At 68.7% G+C, this 24,570-nt stretch carries 20 protein-coding genes; 13 read left to right on the forward strand and 7 right to left on the reverse strand.

What is annotated here, in order from left to right; translation table 11 throughout:
• Positions 1-149 precede the first annotated feature (149 nt).
• Both FHX60_RS07685 and FHX60_RS07690 read left to right on the forward strand, forming a co-directional pair.
• On the forward strand, positions 150-1,409 hold the full coding sequence (locus FHX60_RS07685; protein ID WP_183282980.1) for a M20/M25/M40 family metallo-hydrolase: 1,260 nt from the start codon (positions 150-152) through the stop codon (positions 1,407-1,409).
• A 125-nt stretch (positions 1,410-1,534) separates the two neighbouring features.
• Positions 1,535-1,798, forward strand: a complete 264-nt coding sequence (locus FHX60_RS07690) for a hypothetical protein (RefSeq protein WP_092312685.1) — start codon at positions 1,535-1,537, stop codon at positions 1,796-1,798.
• Between the two features lie 26 nt (positions 1,799-1,824).
• Here FHX60_RS07690 and FHX60_RS07695 read toward each other — a convergent pair whose 3' ends face one another.
• On the reverse strand, positions 1,825-3,402 hold the full coding sequence (locus FHX60_RS07695; RefSeq protein ID WP_183282981.1) for a phospholipase D family protein: 1,578 nt from the start codon (positions 3,400-3,402) through the stop codon (positions 1,825-1,827).
• Positions 3,403-3,822: 420 nt separating this feature from the next.
• Here FHX60_RS07695 and FHX60_RS07700 point away from each other — a divergent pair, with 420 nt between their 5' ends.
• Complete coding sequence (locus tag FHX60_RS07700; RefSeq protein WP_183282982.1) at positions 3,823-4,821, forward strand: isopenicillin N synthase family dioxygenase; 999 nt, start codon at positions 3,823-3,825, stop codon at positions 4,819-4,821.
• A 67-nt stretch (positions 4,822-4,888) separates the two neighbouring features.
• Here the strand turns inward: FHX60_RS07700 and FHX60_RS07705 are convergent, their stop codons facing one another.
• Together FHX60_RS07705 and FHX60_RS07710 are read right to left on the reverse strand one after the other, a co-directional pair.
• Positions 4,889-5,461, reverse strand: a complete 573-nt coding sequence (locus FHX60_RS07705; protein ID WP_112775154.1) for a superoxide dismutase family protein — start codon at positions 5,459-5,461, stop codon at positions 4,889-4,891.
• A gap of 171 nt (positions 5,462-5,632) precedes the next feature.
• Positions 5,633-6,568 (reverse strand): LysR family transcriptional regulator, encoded by a 936-nt coding sequence (locus FHX60_RS07710; RefSeq protein WP_092312674.1) that lies wholly within the window; start codon positions 6,566-6,568, stop codon positions 5,633-5,635.
• 418 nt (positions 6,569-6,986) lie between these two features.
• Here FHX60_RS07710 and FHX60_RS07715 point away from each other — a divergent pair, with 418 nt between their 5' ends.
• The 7 genes from FHX60_RS07715 (at position 6,987) to FHX60_RS07745 (ending at position 16,155) form a co-directional block, all read left to right on the forward strand.
• A complete protein-coding gene (locus FHX60_RS07715) occupies positions 6,987-7,895 on the forward strand; it encodes an alpha/beta hydrolase (protein ID WP_112775252.1) in 909 nt (302 codons plus the stop codon).
• Positions 7,896-8,141: 246 nt separating this feature from the next.
• Positions 8,142-9,383: an efflux RND transporter periplasmic adaptor subunit gene (locus FHX60_RS07720; RefSeq protein ID WP_112775155.1), complete on the forward strand. Its 1,242-nt coding sequence runs from the start codon at positions 8,142-8,144 to the stop codon at positions 9,381-9,383.
• Between the two features lie 196 nt (positions 9,384-9,579).
• Positions 9,580-12,765 carry an efflux RND transporter permease subunit gene (locus tag FHX60_RS07725; RefSeq protein ID WP_183282983.1) on the forward strand — a complete coding sequence of 1,062 codons (3,186 nt, stop codon included), beginning with the start codon at positions 9,580-9,582 and terminating at the stop codon, positions 12,763-12,765.
• 92 nt (positions 12,766-12,857) lie between these two features.
• On the forward strand, positions 12,858-14,375 hold the full coding sequence (locus tag FHX60_RS07730) for an efflux transporter outer membrane subunit (RefSeq protein ID WP_112775156.1): 1,518 nt from the start codon (positions 12,858-12,860) through the stop codon (positions 14,373-14,375).
• A 106-nt stretch (positions 14,376-14,481) separates the two neighbouring features.
• Positions 14,482-15,048, forward strand: a complete 567-nt coding sequence (locus tag FHX60_RS07735) for an SRPBCC family protein (RefSeq protein ID WP_183282984.1) — start codon at positions 14,482-14,484, stop codon at positions 15,046-15,048.
• Between the two features lie 72 nt (positions 15,049-15,120).
• Positions 15,121-15,600 carry a YbhB/YbcL family Raf kinase inhibitor-like protein gene (locus tag FHX60_RS07740; protein WP_112775158.1) on the forward strand — a complete coding sequence of 160 codons (480 nt, stop codon included), beginning with the start codon at positions 15,121-15,123 and terminating at the stop codon, positions 15,598-15,600.
• Positions 15,601-15,687: 87 nt separating this feature from the next.
• On the forward strand, positions 15,688-16,155 hold the full coding sequence (locus tag FHX60_RS07745) for a DUF2127 domain-containing protein (protein WP_183282985.1): 468 nt from the start codon (positions 15,688-15,690) through the stop codon (positions 16,153-16,155).
• Here the strand turns inward: FHX60_RS07745 and FHX60_RS07750 are convergent.
• Complete coding sequence (locus FHX60_RS07750) at positions 16,107-17,918, reverse strand: ExeM/NucH family extracellular endonuclease (protein ID WP_183282986.1); 1,812 nt, start codon at positions 17,916-17,918, stop codon at positions 16,107-16,109. The two genes, FHX60_RS07745 and FHX60_RS07750, sit on opposite strands and share 49 nt — an antisense overlap.
• Positions 17,919-18,082: 164 nt before the next feature.
• Between FHX60_RS07750 and FHX60_RS07755 the strand changes: the two genes are divergently transcribed.
• Both FHX60_RS07755 and FHX60_RS07760 read left to right on the forward strand, forming a co-directional pair.
• On the forward strand, positions 18,083-18,373 hold the full coding sequence (locus FHX60_RS07755; protein WP_025581601.1) for an antibiotic biosynthesis monooxygenase family protein: 291 nt from the start codon (positions 18,083-18,085) through the stop codon (positions 18,371-18,373).
• A 9-nt stretch (positions 18,374-18,382) separates the two neighbouring features.
• Complete coding sequence (locus tag FHX60_RS07760; RefSeq protein WP_183282987.1) at positions 18,383-19,021, forward strand: CDP-alcohol phosphatidyltransferase family protein; 639 nt, start codon at positions 18,383-18,385, stop codon at positions 19,019-19,021.
• A 12-nt stretch (positions 19,022-19,033) separates the two neighbouring features.
• Here the strand turns inward: FHX60_RS07760 and FHX60_RS07765 are convergent, their stop codons facing one another.
• Together FHX60_RS07765 and FHX60_RS07770 are read right to left on the reverse strand one after the other, a co-directional pair.
• On the reverse strand, positions 19,034-20,338 hold the full coding sequence (locus FHX60_RS07765; protein WP_112775162.1) for an MFS transporter: 1,305 nt from the start codon (positions 20,336-20,338) through the stop codon (positions 19,034-19,036).
• A 109-nt stretch (positions 20,339-20,447) separates the two neighbouring features.
• Positions 20,448-21,041, reverse strand: a complete 594-nt coding sequence (locus FHX60_RS07770) for a TetR/AcrR family transcriptional regulator (RefSeq protein WP_112775163.1) — start codon at positions 21,039-21,041, stop codon at positions 20,448-20,450.
• A gap of 276 nt (positions 21,042-21,317) precedes the next feature.
• Here FHX60_RS07770 and FHX60_RS07775 point away from each other — a divergent pair, with 276 nt between their 5' ends.
• The gene (locus FHX60_RS07775) at positions 21,318-22,658 is read left to right on the forward strand and encodes an MFS transporter (protein WP_183282988.1); all 1,341 of its coding nucleotides are present in this window, start codon (positions 21,318-21,320) and stop codon (positions 22,656-22,658) included.
• A 21-nt stretch (positions 22,659-22,679) separates the two neighbouring features.
• On the opposite strand, the gene FHX60_RS07780 is transcribed toward FHX60_RS07775, so the two are convergent.
• Complete coding sequence (locus FHX60_RS07780; protein WP_221209944.1) at positions 22,680-24,518, reverse strand: bifunctional metallophosphatase/5'-nucleotidase; 1,839 nt, start codon at positions 24,516-24,518, stop codon at positions 22,680-22,682.
• Positions 24,519-24,570 lie beyond the last annotated feature (52 nt).

Consider the following 24,570-nt stretch of genomic DNA (forward strand, 5'->3'; position numbering starts at 1 on the left):
GGCGGCGGGACGCCTTGGCGGGATCGGCATCCGGATTGGCGATATTGAACCTCCCCATAGTGGCTGGCAAGGACTAGCATCGTGCCGTTGTGCCGCGGCGAACGGCCAGGACCGCGGCGCCCCCAACAAGACCACACCGAGGAGATTCCATGCCGTTTTCCGTTCGCCACGTTGCCATTGCCGCTGCCCTGACGCTTGCCGGGGCCGGCACGGCGGCCAGTGCCGCGCAGCCCGATGCCGCGCTGCTGTCGGCCGCGCAGGCCGCACAACCCAGGGTCGTGCAGTCGCTCAAGGAGATGGTGTCGATCGAATCCGGCAGCGCCAATGCCAGGGGGCTGGCGCAGATGGCCAGCTATACCGAGAAGCGCCTGCAGGCGCTGGGTGCAAAGGTGGAGCGCCTGCCCGTGACCAAGGGCCCGGGCACCATGGTCAAGGCTACCTTTACGGGCACCGGCAAGCGCCGCGTCATGCTGATTGCCCACCTTGACACGGTGTACCCCGACAACACGCTGGCGACGCAGCCGATCCGCGAGGAAGGGAACCGGCTCTATGGCCCGGGCATTGCCGACGACAAGGGCGGCATTGCCGTGATCCTGCATTCGCTCGAGATCCTGAAGCAGCAGGGCTGGCGCGACTACGCGCAGATCACGGTGCTGTTCAACCCGGACGAGGAGGTCGGCTCGGTCGGTTCGGCCGAAACCATCGCCACGCTGGCGGCGCAGCATGACGTGGTGCTGTCGTGCGAGCCCACCGCGGCCAAGGACGTGGTCAAGGCCGAGGCCCTGCTGCTGGGCGCCTCCGGCACCGCCACCGCCACCATGCAGGTCAAGGGCCGCGCCTCCCACGCCGGCGCCGCGCCGGAGCGCGGCCGCAATGCGCTGATCGAGCTGGCCCACCAGCTGCAGCAGACGCGCGACGCGGCCAGCCTGGTGCCGGGCTCGCAGCTGAACTGGACCCAGGCCCAGGCCGGCACGGTGCGCAACCAGATCCCGGAAAGCGCCGTGGCCTACGGCGACGTGCGCACCACGGCAGCCGGTGCCGCCGAAAAGCTGAAGGTGGCGCTGCAGGACAAGGTCAAGTCCAGCCAGCTGGTACCCGACACCCACACCACGGTGACGATGGAAGAGGGCCGCCCGCCGTTCGTGGCCGACGCGCGCGGCCGCGCGCTCGCCAAGCGCGCGCAGGAAATCTATGCCGAACTCGATGGCCGCACGCTGGCGCTGGCCGAGGGCACCGGCGGCGCCACCGACGCCAGCTACGCGGCCCGCTCGGGCAAGCCCGCGGTGGTGGAAAGCTTCGGCCTGGCGGGCTTCGGCTACCACGCACGCGACGAATATATCGAACTGGATTCGATCGTGCCGCGCCTGTACCTGATGACGCGGATCCTGCAGGATATTGGCCGCAACTGAGCCGTCGCCACCGAGCCCGCCCCCGGGCTTTCCCCCATCCCGGCAAAGGCCAGCCACAGGCCTGCTACAGTGTCATGGCCGCCTGCCTGGCGGCCATGACAAAAGAGCATCCGGGGAGACAGCAGATGAATCGCAAAGGCCTGGTCGACGCCGCCATGGCGCTGGAAGACCTGGCGGCCGGCAACACGCCCGCGCCCGCCCAGGTGGCGGCGGGCGCCGCCGCACTGGAGAAGATCCATGCCGATTTCCCGGCCTGGCGCGACGTAGGCGATGCGCTGTTCGGCCTGAAGGCGCTGGCCGGCGGCAGCGGCATGGGGCTTGACGCGAAGGGGCGCCAGCGTGCCGGCCGGCTGGCCGATGTGGTGCGCAGCCTGATCGACCAGATCTGACCGCCCGCACCTGAGCGGCCGCGCGGCTACAGCATCGACTCGATCGGCAGGATCGACAGGAACCAGATGCCGAGACGGCGCCACCAGCTGGTGTTCGGCTCGGTATCGTGGCGGATGACTTCATCGCCGCGCCGTTCCAGCCAGTAGAGCTGGCCGGACTCGTCCAGCCTGACCTGGTAGGCCGCTTGCGGGACCACGCTGGCGAAGGTGGATTCGATCCGGCCCGCCAGGTCTGGACTGTCGATGATGAAGCCGAGTTCGGTGTTGAGCATGGCCGAGCGCGGGTCGAAATTGAACGAGCCCACGAAGACCCGGCTGCCATCGACCGCAAAGGTCTTGGCGTGCAGGCTGGAGCCCGAGCTGCCGAAGGGTCCGGCGCGCTCTTCCTTCTTGCGGGGCGCCGCCGCGCGCCGCAGTTCGTACAGGTCCACGCCGGCCTCGAGCAGGGCCTTGCGCCGCTTGGCATAGCCCGAATGCACGGCGGCCACATCGGTGGCCTCCAGCGCATTGGTCAGCACGCGTACCGCGACGCCGCGCCCGGCCATATCGGCGAAAAAGGACGTGCCGCCGGTCGACGGCACGAAGTAGGGCGAGACCAGGTCGAGCTCGCGCTGCGGCTCGCCCAGGATTTCGCGCAGCTGGTGCGCCACCAGCGTGCTGCGCGAGGCCTCGCCCAGCGCCTTGGCGGGGTTGTCGCTGACCATGCGCGTGCTTGCCCACTGGAACTGCAGCGTGCCGTCCAGCATCCGCTGTACGTCGGGCAGTTCGCGCACCGCGGCCAGGTAGGCCGCCGCGGCCGGGTTGCGCTCGACCTCGCGGGCGTGCCCGGCCAGCGCCTGCAGCCGCTCCACGCTGACCGGCGGCAGCAGCCGGTCGACCGGGTAGGCCGACGCGCTCGACCAGTAGCGGTCGAAATCCTGCGCCACGTCGCCGGCCGCGGGCCCGACGGCGATCACGTCGAGGTCGGCGAACAGCACGCCGTCGGTGGCGCCGAAGTATTCGTCGCCGACATTGCGCCCGCCGATGATGGTGGCGACGCCGTCGGCGGTGAACGACTTGTTGTGCATGCGCCGGTTCAGGCGCCGGAAATCGGTCAGGAAATTGAGCGCCTTGGGGTGGCGGATCACGAACGGGTTGAAGATCCGCACTTCGACATGGGGGTGCGCATCCAGCGCGGCCAGCAGTTCGTCCATGCCGGCAATGCCGTTGTCATCGAGCAGCAGGCGCACGCGCACGCCACGATCGGCGGCCTCGTGCAGGGCCTCGAGCAGCAGCGTGCCGGTCAGGTCATCGCGCCAGATGTAGTACTGCACGTCGAGCGTGCGCTGCGCGGTGCGTGCCAGCTGCACGCGCGCGGCAAAGGCGGCGTAGGCGTTCTCCAGGGGGTGGATGCCGCTCAGCCCCGGATGCCGCGCCGCTTCGCCGGCCAGCGCCTGGCCCAGCGGCGTGGCCCGGGCTTCGGCCGGCGTCAGCGCAGACGATTCGGTGCGGGGATCGAGCGGTGGCAGCGCGCAGCCGCCGAGCAGGGCGGCGCAGCACAGCATCAGCGAACTGGCGCGCAGGCGGCGGTGGGGGACGAATGCGGCGTCGGTCGGCAATGGCATTGGGCGTCGGGGCGGCCCCGTTGCGGGGCCCTGGGGTGGCGGCGATGGCGCCATGTTGCCATGGCGCGCCGCGCGCGTCGCGATTCCGGCAGTCGGAATGCGGCTGCGCCATGCACCAGTCTGCGCCCTGGCGTGCGCCATGGCGAAGCATGGCAGGGCAAAAGCCGTCGAGTCGTGGGGTACGGCGCTGGCCCGGAACCTGCATAAGCCGCGGCAAGAGTAGAAGCGTTCACCAGCCGCGTGCCAGATCGACGCGCATGCGGGCTGGCCGGGAATTGCTCTTGAAGTCCGTGCCCCGCGCCGTTGCGCAGGCTGGCACCGTCGACCTCAGGAGCGCGCTGTCCCGGCGCGCATTGTCGTTGGCGGCCATGCCTGGGCCGGCGCGGGGCCACTCCTGACCCGCCTGCCACTAGGAATGCCATGACCCAGCCAGACCAAGCCAGCACCCTGGACGAACTCCGCCGCGAATCGCGCATGGGCGCGTTCGGTTCCGAAACCCGCCAGCGCGAGATCCGCCGCATCGACCTGTCCGACTACGCGCGGCGCAAGCCGCAGATTGCCGACGCGCTGTGGCAGGCATCGGTAGACGTCGGCTTCTTCCAGCTCGCCAACCACGGCATCGACCTGGCCAGCGTGCGCCATGCCTTTGCCATGACCGAGCGCTTCTTTGCGCTGCCCGATGAAGTGAAGGCGCAATACCCGCTGCAGAAGGCCAACAACGCCGGCTGGGAAAGCCGCGCGCAGGTCCGGCCCTCCACCGGCACGCCGGACCAGAAGGAGTCCTACCAGATCACGCGCCCGCACATGGACGGCCTGTGGCCGGGCGAGGACGAACTCGCGGGCTTCCGTGAGACCATGCTTGCCTTCGAGGCGCAATGCTGGGAAGTCGGCATGAAGGTGCTGTCATGCTTTGCCGACAAGCTGGGCTTCGCCAGCGACTTTTTCACGCAGGCGCATGATCCGCGCGCGCCGGACTACCAGAGCACCTTGCGGCTGCTGCACTACTACGCGATCCCGCCCGAGCTGCGCGACGGGCTGGGGCTGTGGCGCGCCGGCGCGCATACGGATTTCGACTGCCTGACGCTGCTGTTCCAGCGCCCGGGCCAGGGCGGCCTGCAGGTGTGCCCGGGCAAGGAGATGGCGGCGCAGGCATGGACCCCGATCGAGCCGGACGAGACCGTCATCACGTGCAATATCGGCGACATGCTGATGCGCTGGAGCGATGACCAACTGCCGTCGAACTTCCATCGCGTCCGCAATCCCGCGCCGGGCGAGTACATGGGGCCGCGCTACAGCATGGCCTTCTTCTGCCAGGCCAACCGCGGCGCAACGATCGCAGGGCCGGCCGGCAAGTATCCGCCGATCAGCGCAGGGGATTACCTGCGCCAGCGGGTCAATGCGAACTTCAAGGGGTATTGAGGAGCGCGCGGCAGCGCGGCGAGCCCGGACACGCGTGGTTCAGGCCCGCCCGCCCGGCGCGCGGCGCTCAGGACGCCGCCACCACGCCGCAGGCAATGCGGCCGCCGGCATTGCCGGTGGGCTGCGTCTTGTAGTCGTCCGGATCCTTGTGCACCACCACCGCGCGGCCGATCACGCTGTTGGCGCCCGTGCCCACCGACAGCGACGGCAGCAGCATGCTGACGCGCACGTTGCCGCTGGCATCGGCGGTGACGTTGTTCATGTCGCCCGCATGGTGGTCCGGCATGGTCATCTGCCCGTGGGGCTTGCCGGTCGGGTTGAAATGGCCGCCCGCGCTCATGGCGTCAGGCGCGGAACAGTCGCCTTTCTCGTGGACGTGGAAGCCGTGGACCGAATTGGGCGGCAGCCCGGTAATCGCGGCGGTCATCATCACGCCGCCGGGCTGCTGCTGGAAGGTGACGGTGCCCGCGGTGTTGGAGCCGCTCTTGGGCTGCAGCGTGGCCGACGCCCGGGCACCGCTGGTGGCGCCGGTGGCGGATGGCTGGGCCGCGGACGACGAAGGCATGCCGGAGCCGGCGCAGCCGGCCAGTGCCAGGGTTGCGGCAATGCACGCCGCCAGGGGGAGAAGCACTTGTTTCATCGGAATCCTCTTCTTGTCGTGATTTCGGAAGAAACAGTATAGGTCGGCGGCCGCTGAACCGATTTCCGGTTTTGTCCTACATGCCGCCAGGCATACGCGCCGCTGGCGAATCGCGCCAGCGAAGCGCAGAGGCTCGGGCCAGCCCCTCAGGACAGCCCCTCAGACAGCCCCTCAGGCCGCCACGGGCAGCGGCTGCTGTGCCGCACCAAAATGCGGATGGCGCGAGAACAGCTCGGCCGCCCAGTTCACGAATACCCGCACCTTGGCCGACAGGTGCCGGTTCTGCGGATACATCGCCGAGATCGGCAGTTCATCGGTCTGCCAGTCGGCCAGGATTTCCACCAGCCGGCCGCTGGCCACATAGGGCTCGGCCATGGCGCGCGAGATGCGGGCGATGCCATGGCCTTCCAGCGCGCAGCCGAGGTAGACATCCGCGTCATTGGTGGAAATGGCGGAGGGCAGCAACACCTCGCCGCGCTCGGTGCCGCGCGCCAGCGGCCACGGCATTTCCCGGCCGGTGCGGTTGGACAGGAAATTGACCGCCTTGTGCTGCGCCAGTTCGGCCAGGTCGCGCGGCGTGCCGCTGCGCTTCAGGTAGATCGGCGAGGCGTAGAACGCCAGTTGCACATGGCCGATGCGGCGGGCCACCATGGCTTCGTCCAGCGGAATGCCGACGCGCAGCACTACGTCGACACCCTCCTGCAGCAGGTCGATCGGCTTGCCGTTGATGGTCAGCTCCAGCTTCAGGTCCGGATAGGCCTGGAAGAATTCATGCAGGTGCGGCACCAGCACCAGTTGCGCCAGACCGGCGGTGGTATCGACCGACAGCGTCCCGCGAGGAGAATTGTTCTGGCGCGTGAGCGACTGCTCGGCCTCCTCGACATCGGCCAGGATGCGCACACAACGCTCGTAGTAGGCGGCGCCGTCGTTGGTCACGCTGATGCGGCGCGTGGTCCGGTGCAGCAGCTTCACGCCGAGGTGGGTCTCCAGGTTCTGGATCAGGCGGGTCAGCGTGGCCTTGGGCAGGTCCATCGATTCGGCGGCACGCGCAAAGCTGCCGACGTCGACGACCCGGGTGAATGCCTGCATTGATACGAGACGGTCCATGATGAGGTTCCGACGATAGATCCGAACGGCGTGCCGCCCGCGCTCGTGGCGCACGCGGCCTGTCTTGTTGTTGTGATGGGGAGTCTGCCGGCTGCTGGCACTGATGCGCGCTGGCTGGGCGCGATGCCGGCCTGAATTCAGTCAGGCGTCCGGCGCCGCGGGGAGTCCAACCGGCGGGCCGGGCGCGCAACGGCCTGGCCAACCGCCGCGCGTGCCGAGAGCGGGAGTGAATCACAAAATCCAAGACCTTGTCATGCGTGGGGATTTCGTTTTGCAGACGGATGACAGGCCGGTTTGCGATTATTCCAATCCCGGAACAGTGCATTGGCGATCTCTCGCTTTATCCCATCCTCGTCAATCACCATAATCCGTTGCATCGCAACACTCAAGCGCATTGTCCATGCCGTGCGCCGATGCCATGTCACAGAAGCCAGGCCAACGCTCCGCAGCCGCCAGCGCCGCCACTGCCCCCACGGCAGCCGGGCCGGGACAGGCGCGCGTGGCCGAGCACACGGTGACCAGCGACGGCCGCGAGATCCTGGTGCGGGTGTGCTATCCGCCGGGTTACCCGGCACCGGGCATCGACAGCGCTGCGCTGCTGCCCTGGCTGGTGTACCTGCACGCCGGCGGCTTCGTCGACGGCGGCCTGGAGCACGCCTGCCACCTGGTGCAGGACCTGGCCACGACGGTGCCCGCGGTGGTGGTCACGCCGGCGTATTCGCTGGCGCCCGACCACCCGTTCCCGGCGGCGCCCGAGGACGCGCACAGCACGGTGCAATGGGTGTTGCGCAATGCCCGGCGCCTGAAGGTCGACAAGACCCGCTTCGCGCTGGTGGGCGAGGAAGCCGGCGGCAACCTGGCGATCGCGCTGGCGCAGATGCTGCGCGACCGCGGCACCGCGCAGCCGCGCGGCCAGTGGCTGATCCGCCCGGTGACCGACCCGTGCCTGCAGCATGCCTCCTGCGCGGGTTTTGGCGGCGGCACGGTGCCGATGGAAACGCTGCGCCGGCTGGCCGACAACTATCGCGACTACCTGCCGACGCCGGCCGATACGGTGCATCCGTACGCCGCCCCGGCGCTGGCCTCGCGCCTGGCCGGGCTGCCGCCCACGCTGGTGCAGGTGGCCGAACACGACGCGCTGCGTGCCGAAGGCGAAGCCTTCGCCGGGCGCCTGGGCAAGGCCGGTGTGCCGGCCCAAGCCATGATCATGCCCGGCGCCTGCGGCGACGGCGTGGAAGAGGCCCATGACAGCTGTCAGGCATGGGTCGACGAAGGTGCGCGGTTCCTGCGGCGATGTCTGGCCGTGGCCGACGCTACCTCACCCTGACTGAACGCCGCGCTGGCGCCAACGCCAGCCGGCCTGGAGCCAAGCCCGCCGGCTGAGCCGCTCCAGACAACCGCCAGCCGGCTCTGTTTCGGCCAGAGCCAGGACCGCAGCGCGCGCCGTGATGCGCGCGGTCCCAAGTCCGACCATCAGTTTGACCATGGTTCCGATCCGCCCGCGCGGACCGGCAGGCGGCGTTCGGCCATTTGCTTTTCCGGTTGAAGAAAACCCGATCCAGGAGTTTGAGAAATGCAGCAGCAGAAGCGACGTACCCTGATTGCCCTCGCCATCGTCGTAGTGCTCGGTGCCGGCGTGGCCGGTTCGATCCTGCGCCCTTGGCACAGCGGCGAAGCGCACGCCAACACGCCGCCGCCGGCGCCCGCCATCGAGGTGGCCGCGGTGGTCGGGCAGACCATCACCGAGTGGGATGAATTCTCCGGCCGCCTGGAAGCGGTGGACCGGGTGGAGATTCGCCCGCGCGTCGGCGGCACCATCGATGCCGTGCACTTCCGCGAAGGCGCGCTGGTGAAGAAGGGCGATCCGCTCTTCACCATCGACCCGCGGCCTTATGCCGCGGAGGTGGCACGTGCCGAGGCCGCGCTGGCCGCGGCGCAGGTGCGCGCGGCCCACGCCAAGAGCGAGGGCGAGCGCGCCCAGCGCCTGCTGGACGACAACGCGATCTCGCGGCGCGAGTTCGACGAGCGCATCCATGCCGCGCGCGAAACCGGCGCCAACGTGCGCGCCGCGCAGGCGCAGCTGGAAACCGCGCGCCTGAACCTGGCCTACACCCGCATCACCGCACCGGTGTCCGGCCGCGTGTCGCGCGCCGAGATCACGGTGGGCAACCTGGTGGCGCCCGGCGTGGCGACGCCGCCGCTGACCACCGTGGTGTCGGTGTCGCCGATCTACGCCAGCTTCGAGATCGACGAGCAGAGCTACCTGCGCTACACCGCTCCCGGCGCCGGCGGCGGACAGGCCAACCTGCCGGTCTTCCTGGGCCTGGCCAATGAAGACGGCCATCCGCACCAGGGCAAGATCCAGTCGGTCGACAACCGGCTCGATACGCGCAGCGGCACCATCCGCGTGCGCGCGGTGTTCGACAACGAAGGCGGCCGCCTGCTGCCGGGCCTGTACGCCAAGGTCAAGATGGGCGGCGGCGCGCCGCATGCGGCGGTGCTGGTCAACGACCGGGCGGTTGGCACCGACCAGGGCAAGAAGTTCGTGCTGGTCGTCGACAAGGCCAACAAGCTGGTCTACCGCGAAGTCGAACTCGGGCCCAACTATGAAGGCCTGCGTGTGATCCGCAAGGGGCTGAAGCCGGGCGAGAACATCGTGGTCAATGGCCTGCAGCGTGTGCGCCCGGGCGACACGGTGCAGCCCAAGGTGGTGGCCATGGCATTCCGCAGCGAACTGGAGCCGCGCGGCACCGCCCCCGACCGCAAGCAGGCCGCGAGCGAGAAGGGTGAGGCAGACATGAAGCCGGTGAGTTAAACCATGCGCACCGATGGCTTGCTCCCCTCTCCCGCTGAGGGGAGCGGGGGGCCGCCTGAGCGATGTCTGATCGCGTCGTGAATGGCAACCACCTGAGCCCGCACACCCAGCGCCCCTAGTTTGCATCGTTTCCCAGGCTGTTGATGGTGCCCGCCACAAGCGGGCCGCCAGGGGAGCGCTTTTAGCAGAGACCAAGATGAATCTCTCAAAATTCTTTATCGACCGCCCCATCTTCGCGGGGGTGCTGTCGGTGCTGATCTTCCTGATCGGCGCCATCTCGATGTTCAAGCTGCCGATCTCGGAGTACCCGGAGGTGGTGCCGCCGTCGGTCGTGGTGCGCGCGCAGTATCCGGGCGCCAACCCCAAGGTGATCGCCGAAACCGTGGCGTCGCCGCTGGAAGAGCAGATCAACGGCGTCGAGGACATGCTGTACATGTCGTCGCAGTCCAACAGCGACGGTCTGCTCACGCTGACCGTGACCTTCAAGCTGGGCACCGATCCGGACAAGGCGCAGCAGCTGGTGCAGAACCGTGTCTCGCAGGCCGAGCCGCGGCTGCCGGAAGACGTGCGGCGCCTGGGCATCACCACGGTCAAGAGCTCGCCGGACCTGACCATGGTGGTCCACCTGGTCTCGCCCAACGACCGCTATGACATGACCTACCTGCGCAACTACGCGGTGATCAACGTCAAGGACCGGCTGGCGCGGCTGCAGGGCGTGGGCCAGGTGCAGCTGTTCGGCTCGGGCGACTACGCCATGCGCGTGTGGCTCAACCCGGAAAAGATGGCCGAGCGCCAGCTTGCCACCGGCGACGTGATCAAGGCCATCCGCGAGCAGAACGTGCAGGTGGCGGCCGGCGTGATCGGCCAGTCGCCGTCGCTGCCCGGCGCCGACCTGCAGCTGTCGGTCAATGCGCAGGGCCGCCTGAGCACGGTGGAAGAGTTCGGCGATATCGTCGTGCGCACCTCCGCCGACGGCGCCGTGACCTACCTGAAGGACGTCGCCCGGATCGAGCTGGGCGCGTCGGAATACGCCTTGCGTTCGCTGCTCGACAACAAGCCCGCGGTAGCGATTCCCATCTTCCAGGCGCCGGGCTCCAACGCCATCCAGATCTCGGATGACGTGCGCAAGACCATGGAAGAACTGAAGCAGAACTTCCCGGACGGCATCGACTACAGCATCGTCTATGACCCGACGCAGTTCGTGCGCCACTCGATCGAGGCGGTGACGCACACGCTGTTCGAGGCAATTGCGCTGGTGGTGCTGGTGGTGATCCTGTTCCTGCAGACCTGGCGCGCATCGATCATCCCGCTGCTGGCGGTGCCGGTGTCGATCGTCGGTACCTTCGGCCTGATGCATCTGTTCGGCTTCTCGATCAATGCGCTGTCGCTGTTCGGGCTGGTGCTGGCGATCGGCATCGTGGTCGATGACGCGATCGTGGTGGTGGAGAACGTCGAGCGCAATATCGAGGAAGGGCTGACGCCGAAGGAGGCCACCTACAAGGCCATGCGCGAGGTCAGCGGCCCCATCATCGCCATCGCGCTGACGCTGATCGCCGTGTTCGTGCCGCTGGCCTTCATGACCGGCCTGACCGGGCAGTTCTACAAGCAGTTCGCGCTGACCATCTCGATCTCGACCATCATCTCGGCGTTCAACTCGCTGACGCTGTCGCCGGCGCTGTCGGCGCTGCTGCTCAAGAGCCACGACGCGCCCAAGGACTGGCTGTCGCGCTGGATGGACCGCGTGTTCGGCGGCTTCTTCAAGCGCTTCAACAAGTTCTTCGGCCGCAGCGCCGAGAGCTATGGCCGCGGCGTGAAGGGCGTGATCCGCCGCAAGGGTTCGGTGTTCGGCGTCTATGCAGTGATGCTGGCGCTGACCTGGGGCGTGTTCCAGCTGGTGCCCAAGGGCTTCGTGCCGGCGCAGGACAAGCAGTACCTGGTGGGCTTTGCCAAGCTGCCTGACGGCGCCACGCTGGACCGCACCGAAGACGTGATCCGCAAGATGAGCGACATCGCGCTCAAGCATCCGGGCGTGGAATCGGCCGTCGCCTTCCCGGGCCTGTCGATCAACGGCTTCACCAACAGTCCGAGCGCCGGCATCGTGTTCGCCACGCTCAAGCCGTTCGAGGATCGCAAGAGCGCCGAGCTGGGCGGCGCAGCCATCGCGGCCGAGCTGAACCAGAAGTACGCGGCGATCCAGGATGCCTTCATCGCGGTGTTCCCGCCGCCGCCCGTGCAGGGCCTGGGTACCATCGGCGGCTTCAAGCTGATGATCGAGGACCGTGCCGCGCTGGGCTATGACGCGCTGTTCGAGGCCACCAACGCGTTCGCCAACAAGGCGCGCGCCACGCCCGAGCTGACCGGCATCTTCAGCAACTACCAGGTCAACGTGCCGCAACTCGACGTCAAGCTGGACCGCGTCAAGGCCAAGCAGCTGGGCGTGCCGGTGACGGACGTGTTCGACACGCTGCAGACCTACCTGGGCTCGGCCTATGTCAATGACTTCAACAAGTTCGGCCGGACCTACCAGGTCAAGGTGCAGGCCGACGCGCCGTTCCGCGCCCATGCCGAGGACATCCTGCAGCTGAAGACGCGCAACGCCGCCGGCGACATGGTGCCGCTGTCGTCGCTGGTGCAGGTCAAGCAAGGCTTCGGTCCGGACAGCGTGGTGCGCTACAACGGCTTTACCGCCGCCGACATGAACGGCGGGCCCGCGCCGGGCTTCTCGTCGGGCCAGGCGCAGGCCGCGGCCGAGCGCATCGCCGCGGAAACGCTGCCCAAGGGCATCAAGTTCGAATGGACCGAGCTGACCTATCAGGACATCCTGGCCGGCAATGCCGGGATCTGGATCTTCCCGCTGTGCGTGCTGCTGGTGTTCCTGGTGCTGGCTGCCCAGTACGAGAGCCTGACGCTGCCGCTGGCGGTGATCCTGATCGTGCCGATGAGCCTGCTGGCCGCAATGACCGGCGTGTGGCTGACGCAGGGCGACAACAACATCTTCACGCAGATCGGCTTCATCGTGCTGGTGGGCTTGTCAGCGAAGAACGCCATCCTGATCGTCGAGTTTGCGCGCGAGCTGGAGCATCACGGCCGCACCGTGGTGCAGGCCGCGATCGAGGCCAGCCGCTTGCGCCTGCGCCCGATCCTGATGACGTCGTTCGCGTTCATCATGGGCGTGGTGCCGCTGGTGATCTCCACCGGCGCGGGCGCCGAGATGCGTCATGCGATGGGCGTGGCGGTGTTCGCGGGCATGCTGGGCGTGACGTTCTTCGGCCTGTTCCTGACGCCGGTGTTCTACGTGGCGCTGCGGCTGCTGGCGACCCGGGGCCAGCGCCGCGCGCAGCCGGCGCCGGTCGAACACCAGGCCGTGGCTTCGGCTGAATGACGCATGCTTTCCGCGCTCTCCCGCGAGCGGGAGAGCGCGGCTACCTCGGCGGGGGTGCCCCCGCCCGAGCACAGAACAATGAAGGAAAGAACATGATTGCCCAGATCTCAAGGCAGTTGCCCCGTATCGCCACGCTGGCCGCCGCGCTGGTGCTGGCCGGCTGCTCGCTCGCGCCGACCTACAAGGTGCCGGAGACGGCCACCGTGCCGGCCTTCAAGGAAGCCGAGGCCGCCCAGGCCGAAGGCGCCCAATGGAAGACCGCGACGCCGGCCGAGGGCCAGCATCGCGGCGAATGGTGGAAGATCTTCGGCGACGCCGAACTGGACCGCCTGATCGCAGCGGCCGGTGAATCGAACCAGGATCTCGCCATCGCCGCGGCCCGCCTGAAGCAGGCGCGCGCCTTCACCGGCGCGACCGAGGCGGACCTTTATCCGCAGCTGAGCGTGGGGCTGGACCCGACCCGCTCGCAGCCGTCGGCGGCCTCGCAAGGCCTGCCCGACGGCACCCGCGTGCCGCCGCAGACGGTGCTGAAGGCGCGCGCTTTCGCCAGCTATGAGCTGGACCTGTTCGGCCGCGTGGCGTCCAGCGTCAATGCCGCCCGCGCCGAAGGCGAGGCTGCCGAAGACCTGTACCGCTCGGTGCAGCTGGCGCTGCAGGCCGACGTGGCGCAGGCGTATTTCGCGTTGCGCACGCTCGACAGCGAGCGCGACCTGCTCAACGCCACCATCAGGCTGCGCGAGGATGCGCTGTCGCTGCTGAAGAAGCGCTATGACGCCGGGGAAACCACCGACCTCGATCCCGCCCGCGCCGAAGCCGAACTCGGCACCGCGCGCGCGGACCTGGCCGGCATCGAGCGCCGCCGCGCCAACCAGGAGCATGCCCTGGCGGTGCTGACCGGGGTGCCGCCGGCGGCGTTCTCGCTGTCGTCCAGGCCGTTCGATGCCGCGCCGGTGGCGATCCCCGCCGGGCTGCCGTCCGAGCTGCTGGAGCGGCGCCCGGACATCGCCGCGGCCGAGCGCCAGATGGCGGCGGCCAACGCGCGCATCGGCGTGGCCAAGGCGGCGTTTTTCCCGCGCATCACGCTGACCGGGTTGTTCGGCTTTGAATCGGCCGATCTGTCCAACCTGTTCAAGTGGTCCTCGCGCACCTGGATGCTGGGGCCGCTGATCGGATCGAGCATCGCGCAGACTGTGTTCGACGGTGGCCGCAACAGCGCCAACCTGGCCGGCGCCCGCGCCGCCCACGAGGAAACGGTGGCAAGCTACCGCCAGACCGTGCTGGTGGCCTTCCGCGAGGTGGAAGACAGTCTCGCGGACGTGCGCTGGCTCAGCCAGCAGGCCGGCGCGCTGGACAGCGCACTCGGCGGCGCCAGGCGTGCGGCACGCATCTCGCGCAGCCGCTATGACGCGGGCGCGGTCGACTACCTGGCGGTGATCGATGCCGACCGCACCGTGCTGCAGTCGCAGCGCGAGGCCAACCAGGTTGCCGGACTGCGCGCGGCCGCGACGGTGTCGCTGGTGCGGCGGCTGGGCGGGGGCTGGGGCCCGCTGCCGGCAGCCGTGGCCGCGGCGCCTGCGGCCGAGGGCGCCGCCGCCCCGGTGGCGCGCTGAGCCACGCAGGGGACTGGCGCGATGCCGGGCAGTCACTACACTGTAAGCATCGCGCCATGCGTACGGGATGCACGGGTGCGCCCCGGTTGCGTCCTGTCCCGCCGCCATGCTTGTCCGACACAGGAAACTGCTCTGGGGATTCGTCTTCGCCGCGCTCACCGTGGGCGCGCTGGTGGCACCGCTGCCGGGACTGGACCGCACCGCCATCCATGACGAGGTGGTGATCGCGCGCCCGCCGGCGCAGGTCTTCGACTTTGTTGCAACGCCGCGCCACTGGCCCGCCTGGCATCCGGCGTCGCTGGCGGTGGCGGGCGCGACCGACCATCCGCTCGAGCGCGGCGAGCGCGTGGCCGAGACCTTCATGCTGGCCCGGCGCGGCGGCGTGGTGGTCTGGACCGTGATCGAAAGCCACCCGCCGCGCACGTGGTCGATCGAGGGCGTGGCCGCGGGCCAGCGCGTCGGCACCATTACCTACCGGCTGACGCCCGCGATGTCGCCCTCGCTGACGCCATCGGCCGAACGCACGCGCTTCGAGCGTGAGTTCCGCTACCGCTCGCCGACGCTGCTGTTTGCCCTGATCAACCGTCTGATGCTGCGGGACCAGCTCCAGGCCGAGTCCACCGAAGCCGTGCGCCGGCTCAAGGCATTGCTGGAGACCCAGCTGCCGTCATAGCGCGACGCCTTGCGCGAGGCACCGATCCGGCCTAAGTTGGAGCCATCCCTGCGTGCGTCCAGCGAGGTCCGTATGCCATTCCAGCTGCAATCCACCGCATTCGCTCCCGGGGGCGAGATCCCGGCAGAGCACACCTGCGAAGGCGCCGATATTTCCCCGCCGCTGGCCTGGACCGGCGTGCCGCCCGGCACGGCCAGCCTGGCGCTGATCGTTGACGACCCCGATGCGCCGGACCCCGCCGCGCCGAAAATGACCTGGGTCCACTGGCTGCTCTACAACCTGCCGGCTCATGCCGGTGCACTGCCAGCGGATATCGCCAAGTCCGGGCTGCCAGCCGGCACCCGTGAAGGCTTGAATGACTGGCACCGCAACGGCTACGGTGGCCCGTGCCCGCCGATCGGCCGGCACCGCTACGTCTTCAAGCTCTATGCGCTGGACGTGGCGTTGCCCGACCTCGGCACGCCAGACAAGGCGGCACTGGAGCGGGCCATGCAAGGCCACGCGCTGGCCAAGGCGGAACTGGTCGGCACTTACCAGAAGCTGCAGCGATAGCCTGGCGGTGCGCAGGCACCGGCCCTGGCGTTTGCCGCTGTTGCACAATACTGGCTTTGCAATCCTTGCATCGACCGGAGATACCGCATGGCAAAGCAGGGCGCACTGGGCCTCCGGGGCATTGCGTTGTTCGAGGCCGCCAAGGGACTGCTGGTGATCGTGGCCGGGCTGGGCCTGGCCGCACTGCTGCATCGCGATGCCCAGGAACTGGCCGAAGCCATCATCCAGCGATGGCATGTCAATCCGGCCAGCCGCTATCCCACCATCTTCCTGTCACTGCTGGAGCATCCCGACAATGCGCGCCTGTGGGCCATCGGCGGATCCGCCGCGGTCTATGCGCTGATGCGCTTTGCCGAGGCCTATGGGCTGTGGCGCGGGCTGGCCTGGGGCAACTGGCTCGGGGTGTGGTCGGGCGGCATCTACATCCCGCTGGAGCTGTACGAGGCCTTGGTTCATCCCAGCTGGCTGCATGGCGGGCTGGCCGCGGCCAACCTGGCCATCGTGCTCTACCTGGCGCGCGGGCTGCTGGCAAGGTCGACCACCAGGGGGTCGTGATCCGACGAGCGGTAGGGGCCGGGCGCATAGAAGTCCGCTGCGCCGGACTCCGGGCGCGGGGCATAGGAGAAGACCGCGGGCTCGTCGGCATTGATATGCCACGCATGGACGGCAACGACACGCGCCGCGGCGCTGGCGTCGGCCAGCACGTGGTCCAGGTACCCTGCCTGGGCGTCATAGACATAGCTGTAGGCATGCGGCCCGGCAAAGCGCGCGACCAGATCGGCGTAGCCGTGCCGCGCCAGCAGGCGTATCGGATCCTCCATCGCGTAACTGTTCAGGTCGCCGATCACCAGCACGCCCGCGTCCGGGATGCCGGTCGGCGCGGTGGCCAGCCAGCGGGCCAGGGTGTCGGCGGCCTGCACGCGCGCGGGGTTCCAGCAGCCCTGGCCGTCGCCCTGGTCCGCCTGCGCGCCGGCCGCTTCCACGCAGTTCTTGGATTTGAAATGGTTGACCACCACCGTTACCGGTGCGCCGCCCGCCGCGGCACGGAAGGTGGCCGCGAGCGGCTGGCGGCTGCGCTCGCCCAGCCATGTGGTGGCGGCCCGCCCGGCGGGCAACGCGGTGCGCGCGTTGTACAGCAGCCCGACCGCGATGGCATCGGCGCCTAGCGCTGGGCTGCCGGGATCGGTCACGCGCCAGTCCGGCCCCAGCATTGCGGCCAGTTGGCGAATCGCGCCGGTCGGGCCGTAGCCATTGTTCTGGAGCTCCATCAGGCCGATCACGTCGGCGTCCAGGCCGCGCAGCGCGGCCACCAGCTTGGCCTGCTGCCGCGCCAGCGCTGCCGTGTCCTGGGCGCCGCGGTTGCCGGGCGCGTCGAGGCCACCGCCCTGGCCGTCGCCGTTGAAATAGTTCTGCAGGTTGAAGGCCGCCACCCGCAGCGCGGTGGCGGGATGGCGTGGTGGTGCGGCGCCGCGCGGGTTGGCGCGCTGGTAGACCGGTGCCCCAGCGCCACGCACCGGCTGCAGTCGCCACCGGCCGTGGCGCTGTTCCAGCACGCCCTGCACGCCGGTGACGGTGTCGCCCGCGCGTACCGGATGCTCTGCCGACAGGCGCGGGGGCGGGTAGGGCACCACGGCGGGAAACTGGCGCGCCGAACCATCGTCGAGCCACAACCGGTTGCGGGCATTGGCCGTCGCGGCTTGCCTTGCGGCCGGGCCCGGCAACGCCTGCTGGGTGGGCGCGATCGGTCGCCCGTGGCTCAGCACCACCGTGCCATAACGGCCAAGTTCATGCGTATCGCTGACGGTCAGCGTCTGCGGCAGGCGCACCAGCATCCCTTCCATTGCAGCCAGGTCGGACTCGCTGCCCAGCGTCAGCGTCTGCGGCGTGACGGACAGGCCCTGCGTGCATACCACTGGGGAGCCGGCCAGCGCCAGCTGCGTTTGTCCGAATTTTTCCTCGATCCTTCCGGACACGCGAACCATGTCGCCCACCTTGGCGCGGGTGCGTGGCGCATAGACGAACAGTCCCTCCGAACGACCTGGCCGATGCACGCGCTGCGCATCCGCTGTCTGCAGGAAGAAGCCGCGCAGCCCCCCGTCGCCGCTGAAATCTGCCGTGACGATGGCCTGCAATTCGACCATCCGTCCCGCAAGAGGCGAGGCCTGGCCGGGGACGCGCACGTCGGCCAGCGCGGTGGCGGGGCTGCCGCATGGCTGCATTGCAGCATCGGCGCCGGACGGCAGGGCCAGCAGACCGGCCAGGCACAGGGCGGACAGTGCATTGAGGACAATGCTGCGTTCAGGAAGGGGCAGGCGCATGGCGGTTTCGGCAGGTCGTGGCAGGGTGGACGATGCTAACCCCCGCGTGTAACGGAATGCTTGCCGCGGGCATGTGACGCCGCGATCGTGCTAAGGTAGTAAAGACCCGCCGGTACCCGACCGGCGCCGGCATCCACTGCATCCACTTCATCGCCTACCACGTCATGATCAAGGAAATCGCGCAAATCACCATCAAGCCCGGCATGGACAAGCAGTTCGAGCATGGCGTGAGCCAGGCCACGCCGCTGTTCCTGCGCTCGCACGGCTGCCACGGCGTGCAGTTGTTCCGCTCGATCGAGCAGCCGGACCAGTACACGCTGGTGGTGGACTGGGAAACCGTGGACGACCATATGGTCCTGTTCCGCGAATCGCCTGAGTTCCAGCAATGGCGTGGCTTGGTGGCGGAGACCTTTGCCGCGCCGCCCAACGTGCACCACGAGTCCAAGGTCCTGTAAGCCCGCGCCATGAACACCCGGCCCGATCGTCCCCGCCATTTCTCGATGCTGCGCGAACTGCAGCTGGCCGATGTCTTCACGCTCGGCAACGCGGCCTGCGGCATGGGGTCGGTGTTCTTCGCGATGTTCTTCGTCGCGGACCAGCAGCTGTCGCATTTCTACACGGCGGCGGCGCTGGCGCCGCTCGCCTTTATCTTCGACGTGCTCGACGGGCGCATCGCGCGCTGGCGCCACGCGCATTCGGCGCTGGGGCGCGAGCTGGACTCGCTGGCCGACGTGATCTCATTCGGCGTCGGCCCGGCCACGCTGGCCTTTGCCGCCGGCATGCGCGGCGGCTGGGACCTGGCCATACTGATCTACTTTGTCTGCTGCGGCGTCAGCCGGCTGGCGCGCTTCAACGTCACCGCCGAATCGCTGGCGGCGGGCAGCGACAGCGGCAAGGTGGCCTACTTCGAAGGCACGCCCATCCCCACCAGCGTGCTGCTGACCGCCGTGCTGGCGTGGTGCGCCTCGCAGGGTCTGCTGGGCGGCGAGCTGCCTGGCGGCGCATGGGTGCTGGGTCCCGCCGTGCTGCATCCCCTGGTGCTGCTGTTCGCGCTGTCGGGCACGCTGATGGTCAGCAAGACCCTGCGCATCCCGAAGTTCTGAAGGCGCCCGCCATCATGCGGCCGCAGGCTCCGTCCGTTCGGCCGTACGCGTGCGGCTGACCATCAACGCCATCAGCGCGGCCACCAGGCACGCCGCCCCCGCCGCGTAGAGCGCCGGCGTATAGGTCAGCAGCAGCGTGCGGCTCAGTCCCGCGCCGAACGCCGCCACGGCCGCGCCGATCTGGTGGGCCGCGAAGATCCAGCCGAACACCATCGGCGCGCGCTCGCGCCCGAAAGCGGTGGCCGCCAGCTTGACCGTCGGCGGCACCGTGGCGATCCAGTCGAGGCCGTAGAACATCGCAAAGATCGACAGCCCGTACAGCGTGAAGGTGGAGTGCGGCAGCCAGAACAGCGACAGGCCGCGCAGCGCGTAGTACCAGAACAGCAGCTTGCGGCTGTCATAGCGGTCGGAGAGCCAGCCCGACAGGATGGTGCCGACAAAATCGAACGCGCCCATCATGGCCAGCGCCGACGCGGCCGGCACGGGCCCCATGCCGAAGTCGCCGCACAGTGCGATGAAATGCGTCTGGATCAGGCCGTTGGTGCTCAGGCCGCAGATGAAGAAGGTGCCCGCCAGGATCCAGAATGTTTGCGTCCGCGCGGCTTCGCGCAGCACGCGGAATGGCCCGCGCAACGTAAAGGGCGCGGCCGCAGGGGCGGCGGGGAGCGTGGCCGGATGCGACGGCACTTCGCCGAACGCCGCCAGGCCGACATCGGCGGGCCGGCTGCGCATCAGCCCGAACACCAGCAGCGCCAGCGCCGCGCAGGCTGCCAGCACCGGTAGCACGGCCACGCGCCAGCCCATATGCTCGATCAGCCAGGCCGCCACCGGCAGGAATGCCAGTTGCCCGGTGGCAGCGCTGGCCGTCAGGATGCCGATGACCAGGCCGCGCCGCGCGCTGAACCAGCGGTTGGCCACCACGGCGGCCAGCACCAGCGCGGTCAGCCCGGAGCCGACCCCGAGCATCAGGCCCCATGCCACAAAGAGCTGCCACAGCTCGGTCGACACGGTGGCCAGCGCCATGCCGCCGGCAATCAGCGCCAGCGCGGCGCAGACCACGCTGCGCACGCCGAAACGATCCATCAGCAGCGCCGAGAACGGCGCCATCAGCCCGAACAGCGCGAAGCGGAACGCCAGGATCGACGAGATCTGGTCGGTGTTCCAGCCCATCTCCCGGCTCAGCGGCTGCAGGAAGGCCCCGGGCAGGCCCAGCGCGGCCGAGGTGGTCAGCATCACCAGGAAGGTCAGGGCGGCAATCAGCCACGCGTAGTGGATGCCGCGCCGGTCGAGCCGGCTGGAAAGGGCTTGCGCGAACATGGAGTTCTCGTGGTCTCGGTTTCGGTGCGGGTCGGAGAGGGCAAAGGAAGGGCATCCCGCTGCGTGCAGCCGCGGGTTGCCGGTCAGTCTTCAGGAAAAAAGCTCGGTACTAGCCGGTGCTGCCCAGCAGGTGAGCCCGCACCGCGCTCAGCATCTGGTCGGAGAGCGGATCGCCTTCGGTGGCGCGCGCCAGCGTCAGGGCGCCGACCAGTAACGCCATGCGCACCAGCGCCTGGTCGTGGCGTTCCTGCGGATCGTCAGACGCCACGGTCTGCGCCATGTCATCGATCATCGTTCGCAGCCCTTGCGCATAGGCCTGGCGCACGGGCTTGCCGGCGGGCTCGCGGGCGACATCGACGGCCAGCGCGGCGGCCGCGCAGCCGACCCCTGGGTTGGCGCAATGCGCGGCGGTCAGGTAGGGCTCGACCAGATTGGCGAGCATGGCCTTGCGATCCCCGCCGGCCCGTGCAAGGCGGCGCTCCCAGCGGGCGGTCGATTCCTCGAACGCGCGCTTGCAGGCCTGTGCGGCCAGCGCGTCCTTCGAGGCAAAGTGGCCATAGAAGCCGCCATGGGTCAGGCCGGCACCCGCCATCAACTCCGCCACGCTGACGCCGTTGAGGCCGCGCTCGCGGAACATCCGCGACGATGCCTGTTCGATCGCCTCGCGGTTCTTGTCGGTTTGCTCGCGTGATGCGCGTGCCATCTGCAGACCTCGTTGGGAATTTAGCTCCCTCGAAGCTTAGATGACGCTCATCATTTATTCAATAGATGTTGGGCATCATTTATTCTGCTTTCCGGATAATGTGCATACATATGAATGCGTCTTCAGCAAGCTGAAGGGTTTTCCCGTATCGTCTTGCCTGAATGATCGCCCCCGGCCTGCAGTGCCCCCCCGCACCGCCGAATCCGGCCATGGCGGCAACCGGTAAAGACAGTGTCCAGCACAGCCCCTCTCCAGACCGCCTCCGCGGCGGACGCCATGACCTCGCGCGAGCGGCGCGGCATGGCTGCCATCCTGATTGCAGTCGCCCTTGCCACCCTCGATACCGCCATCGCCAATACGGCGTTGCCATCGATTGCGGCGGACCTGCGCGCCACCCCGGCGGCCTCGGTCTGGGTGATCAACGCCTACCAGCTCGCCATGGTGGCGACGCTGCTCCCGTTCGCGGCGCTGGGCGGCGTGGTTGGCCACCGGCGCATCTACCTGGGCGGCGTGCTGCTGTTCACGGCGGCTTCGGTGGTGTGCGCGCTGGCGTGGTCGCTGCCGACACTGGCGGCGGCGCGGGTGCTGCAGGGCATCGGCGCGGCGGCCATCATGAGCGTCAACACGGCGCTGATCAGCGCGATCTTTCCCACGCACCGGCTTGGCCGCGGGCTGGGGTTGAATGCGCTGGTGGTCGGGGTTTCGTTCGCGGTGGGGCCGACGGTGGCGTCGGTGATCCTGTCGTTCGGCACGTGGCCGTGGCTGTTTGCCGTGAACCTGCCGATCGGCCTGATGGCGCTGGCGATCGGGCGCGGCTCCCTGCCGCAGACGGCACGCAGCACGCACGGTTTCGATCGCGTTGCAGCGGTGCTCAGCGTGGTTGCTTTCGCCGCGCTGATCCTGGCGCTGGGCGAGGGCGCGCAGCGCGCGCCGCTGCACCTGTCGCTGGCCGCGGCGGGCATCTTCGCGGTGGCGTTCGCGCTGCTTTTGTGGCGCGAGCGCGGCCATCCGGCGCCGATGCTGCCGGTGGACCTGTTCCGGCGGCCGATGTTCGCGCTGTCGACGCTGACCGCGGTGTGCTCGTTCGCCGCGCAAGGCCTGGCCTTTGTCTCGCTGCCGTTCTACTTCCAGCACGTACTGGGACGAGGGCAGGTGGAGACCGGTTTCCTGCTGACGCCATGGTCGGTGGTAGTGGCGCTGATCGGGCCGCTGGCCGGGCGCTTGTCTGACCGCTACCCGCCGGCCGTGCTTGGCGGCGTGGGGCTGGCGGTGCTCAGTGCCGGCATGCTGTCGCTGGCGCTGCTGCCAGCCAACCCGAGCACGCTCGATATCGGCCTGCGCATGTGCCTGTGCGGCGCCGGGTTCGGCTTCTTCCAGTCGCCCAATCTCAAGGCATTGATGACCAGCGCCCCGCGTGAGCGCAGCGGCGGCGCCAGTGGCGTGGTGGCCACGGCGCGGCTGCTGGGACAGGCCACCGGCGCGGCGCTGGTGGCGCTGTGCTTTGGCCTGGCCGGCGACCACGGCCCCGGCATGGCGCTGGCATTGGGCGCGGCGTTTGCCGGCGCCGGCGCCGTGGCCAGCTGGATGCGGCTGGCCGCCGCCGACGCGCGGGCCTAGGCGGGGCGGCCCGGATGCGTATCAGTTCAGGCGTGTGATCCGGTTCGCCGCGCTCGGGCTGACCGGCGATCTTGCCTTGAAGTAGTCTTCGAAGACATCGATGTCGACGGGCCCGGCCTGCTGGTTCGTGCCTTGCTTCAGCACCGTGAAGTTGTCACCGCCCGAAGCCATGAAGTTGTTCACCGTGACGCGGTAGGTCTTGGCCGGGTCGATGGCCACGCCGTTGAGCTTGAGAGAGGCCGGAACGACACGGTTGCCCTGGCCCGCGGCGGCGCCTGCCGGCTTGCTGGCGTCCCAGGTATAGGTGAAACCGCTGGAAACCTGCAGCACACGCCCGCCCGCAGGTTGCGGCGCCTCCCATTGCTGTTCCAGCAGGCGCAGGATCTGCGCGCCGGTCAGGTTCATCGTCACCATGCTGTTGCCGAAGGGCATCACTGCGTAGAGCTGCCCGAACGTGGTCTGGCCGCTGGTGGCGGCGTCGTACACCAGGTTCTGGCGCAATCCGCCGGGATTGGTGAATGCGATCACGGCCGGCCCGAACGACGCATCGGAAGTGCCGGCCAGGTAGGCGTCCGCCACCAGGTCGCCCAGTGCCGACTCGCCCGCTGCCGTCTGGGTGCGATCGATGGAGGCGGTAATGGCGCCGACCACCGCGTTCTTGATCGGCGCGGTCAGTTCCACGTAACGCCTGACCATCGCATCGACGGCACTGTCTTTGGCAAGCGCGGTGTAGCCGGCAGGCAGCGCGATCGGATTGCCGTTGTTGTCCTTGATCACCAGATCATTGACCGCGACACGGTTGTTGGCCGCCTTGGACGAGACCTTGCGCGTCGACGGATCGATAGTGATATCGATTTCCGAGGCCAGCCGGCCGTAGAAGCCCGTCTGCGTCAGCAGCTTGCCGTCCGGCCGGGCGCAGACATATTCCTGGTGGGTATGGCCGCTGATCACGATATCTACGGCGGAATCCAGCTTGTCGACGATCGACACGACAGCACCGTTCAGTCCGGGGCAGCTCTTGTCGTTCACCGTGCCCGCCGTCGTCGATCCGCCCTCATGGAGCAACACCACGATCGCATTGACGTTCTGCTGCCGCAATTCAGGAATCAGCTTGTTCACCGCGTCCGCCTCGGACTCGAAGGTCAGGCCCGCGGTACCCGCCGGCGTTACCACCGACGGCGTATCCTTCAGCGTCATGCCGATAAAGGCAACCTTGGCCCAGTCAAAGGTCTTGATCCGGTAGGCCGGCAACAGCGGCTTGCCGGTCGCCTGGTCGATGACATTGGCAGCCAGGTACTGGAACTTCGCCCCGGCGTAGGCGCCGTTCGTCATGCACGTGTCCACGCCGACAATGCCGCGGCGGCCGTCGGCAGACCGGGGAAAGCAGCCGCCGTGCTGCAGCCGCAGCAACTCATCGCGACCCTTGTCGAACTCGTGGTTGCCCACCGACGAAATCTCCAGGCCCATCTGGCCCAGCACATCGATCGCCGGCTCCTCATGGAACGCCCCGGAAACCAGCGGCGAAGCGCCGACCATGTCCCCGGCCGCCACCACTACGTTGTTCGGGTTCTTCGCTTTCAGGCTCTGGATCAGCGAGGCCAGATACGCGGCACCGCCCGCCGAAACGCGGGTGCCAGCCGGGTTGGCCGCATCCTGTACCACCACGCTTCCGCCCGGCGCTTCCAGATTGCCGTGGAAATCATTGAGCCCGATGATCTTGACCGATACCGGCGCGTCCGCGGCCGGAGCCGGGCTGGGCGCCGCCGGATTGCCCTCGTCACTACCGGAACCGCAGGCGGCAACGATGCCTGCAAGAGCGAGCGCACCCAGGCTCGCGACGACATACCGTTTGCGTGTCATGTGGCCAATCCTTTGGGAAGCGGCTGCAGGCAGCCACTCTATGGGCCCATCG

Origin of the sequence: Cupriavidus alkaliphilus (assembly GCF_014191175.1) — a bacterium.
GTDB lineage: Bacteria > Pseudomonadota > Gammaproteobacteria > Burkholderiales > Burkholderiaceae > Cupriavidus > Cupriavidus alkaliphilus.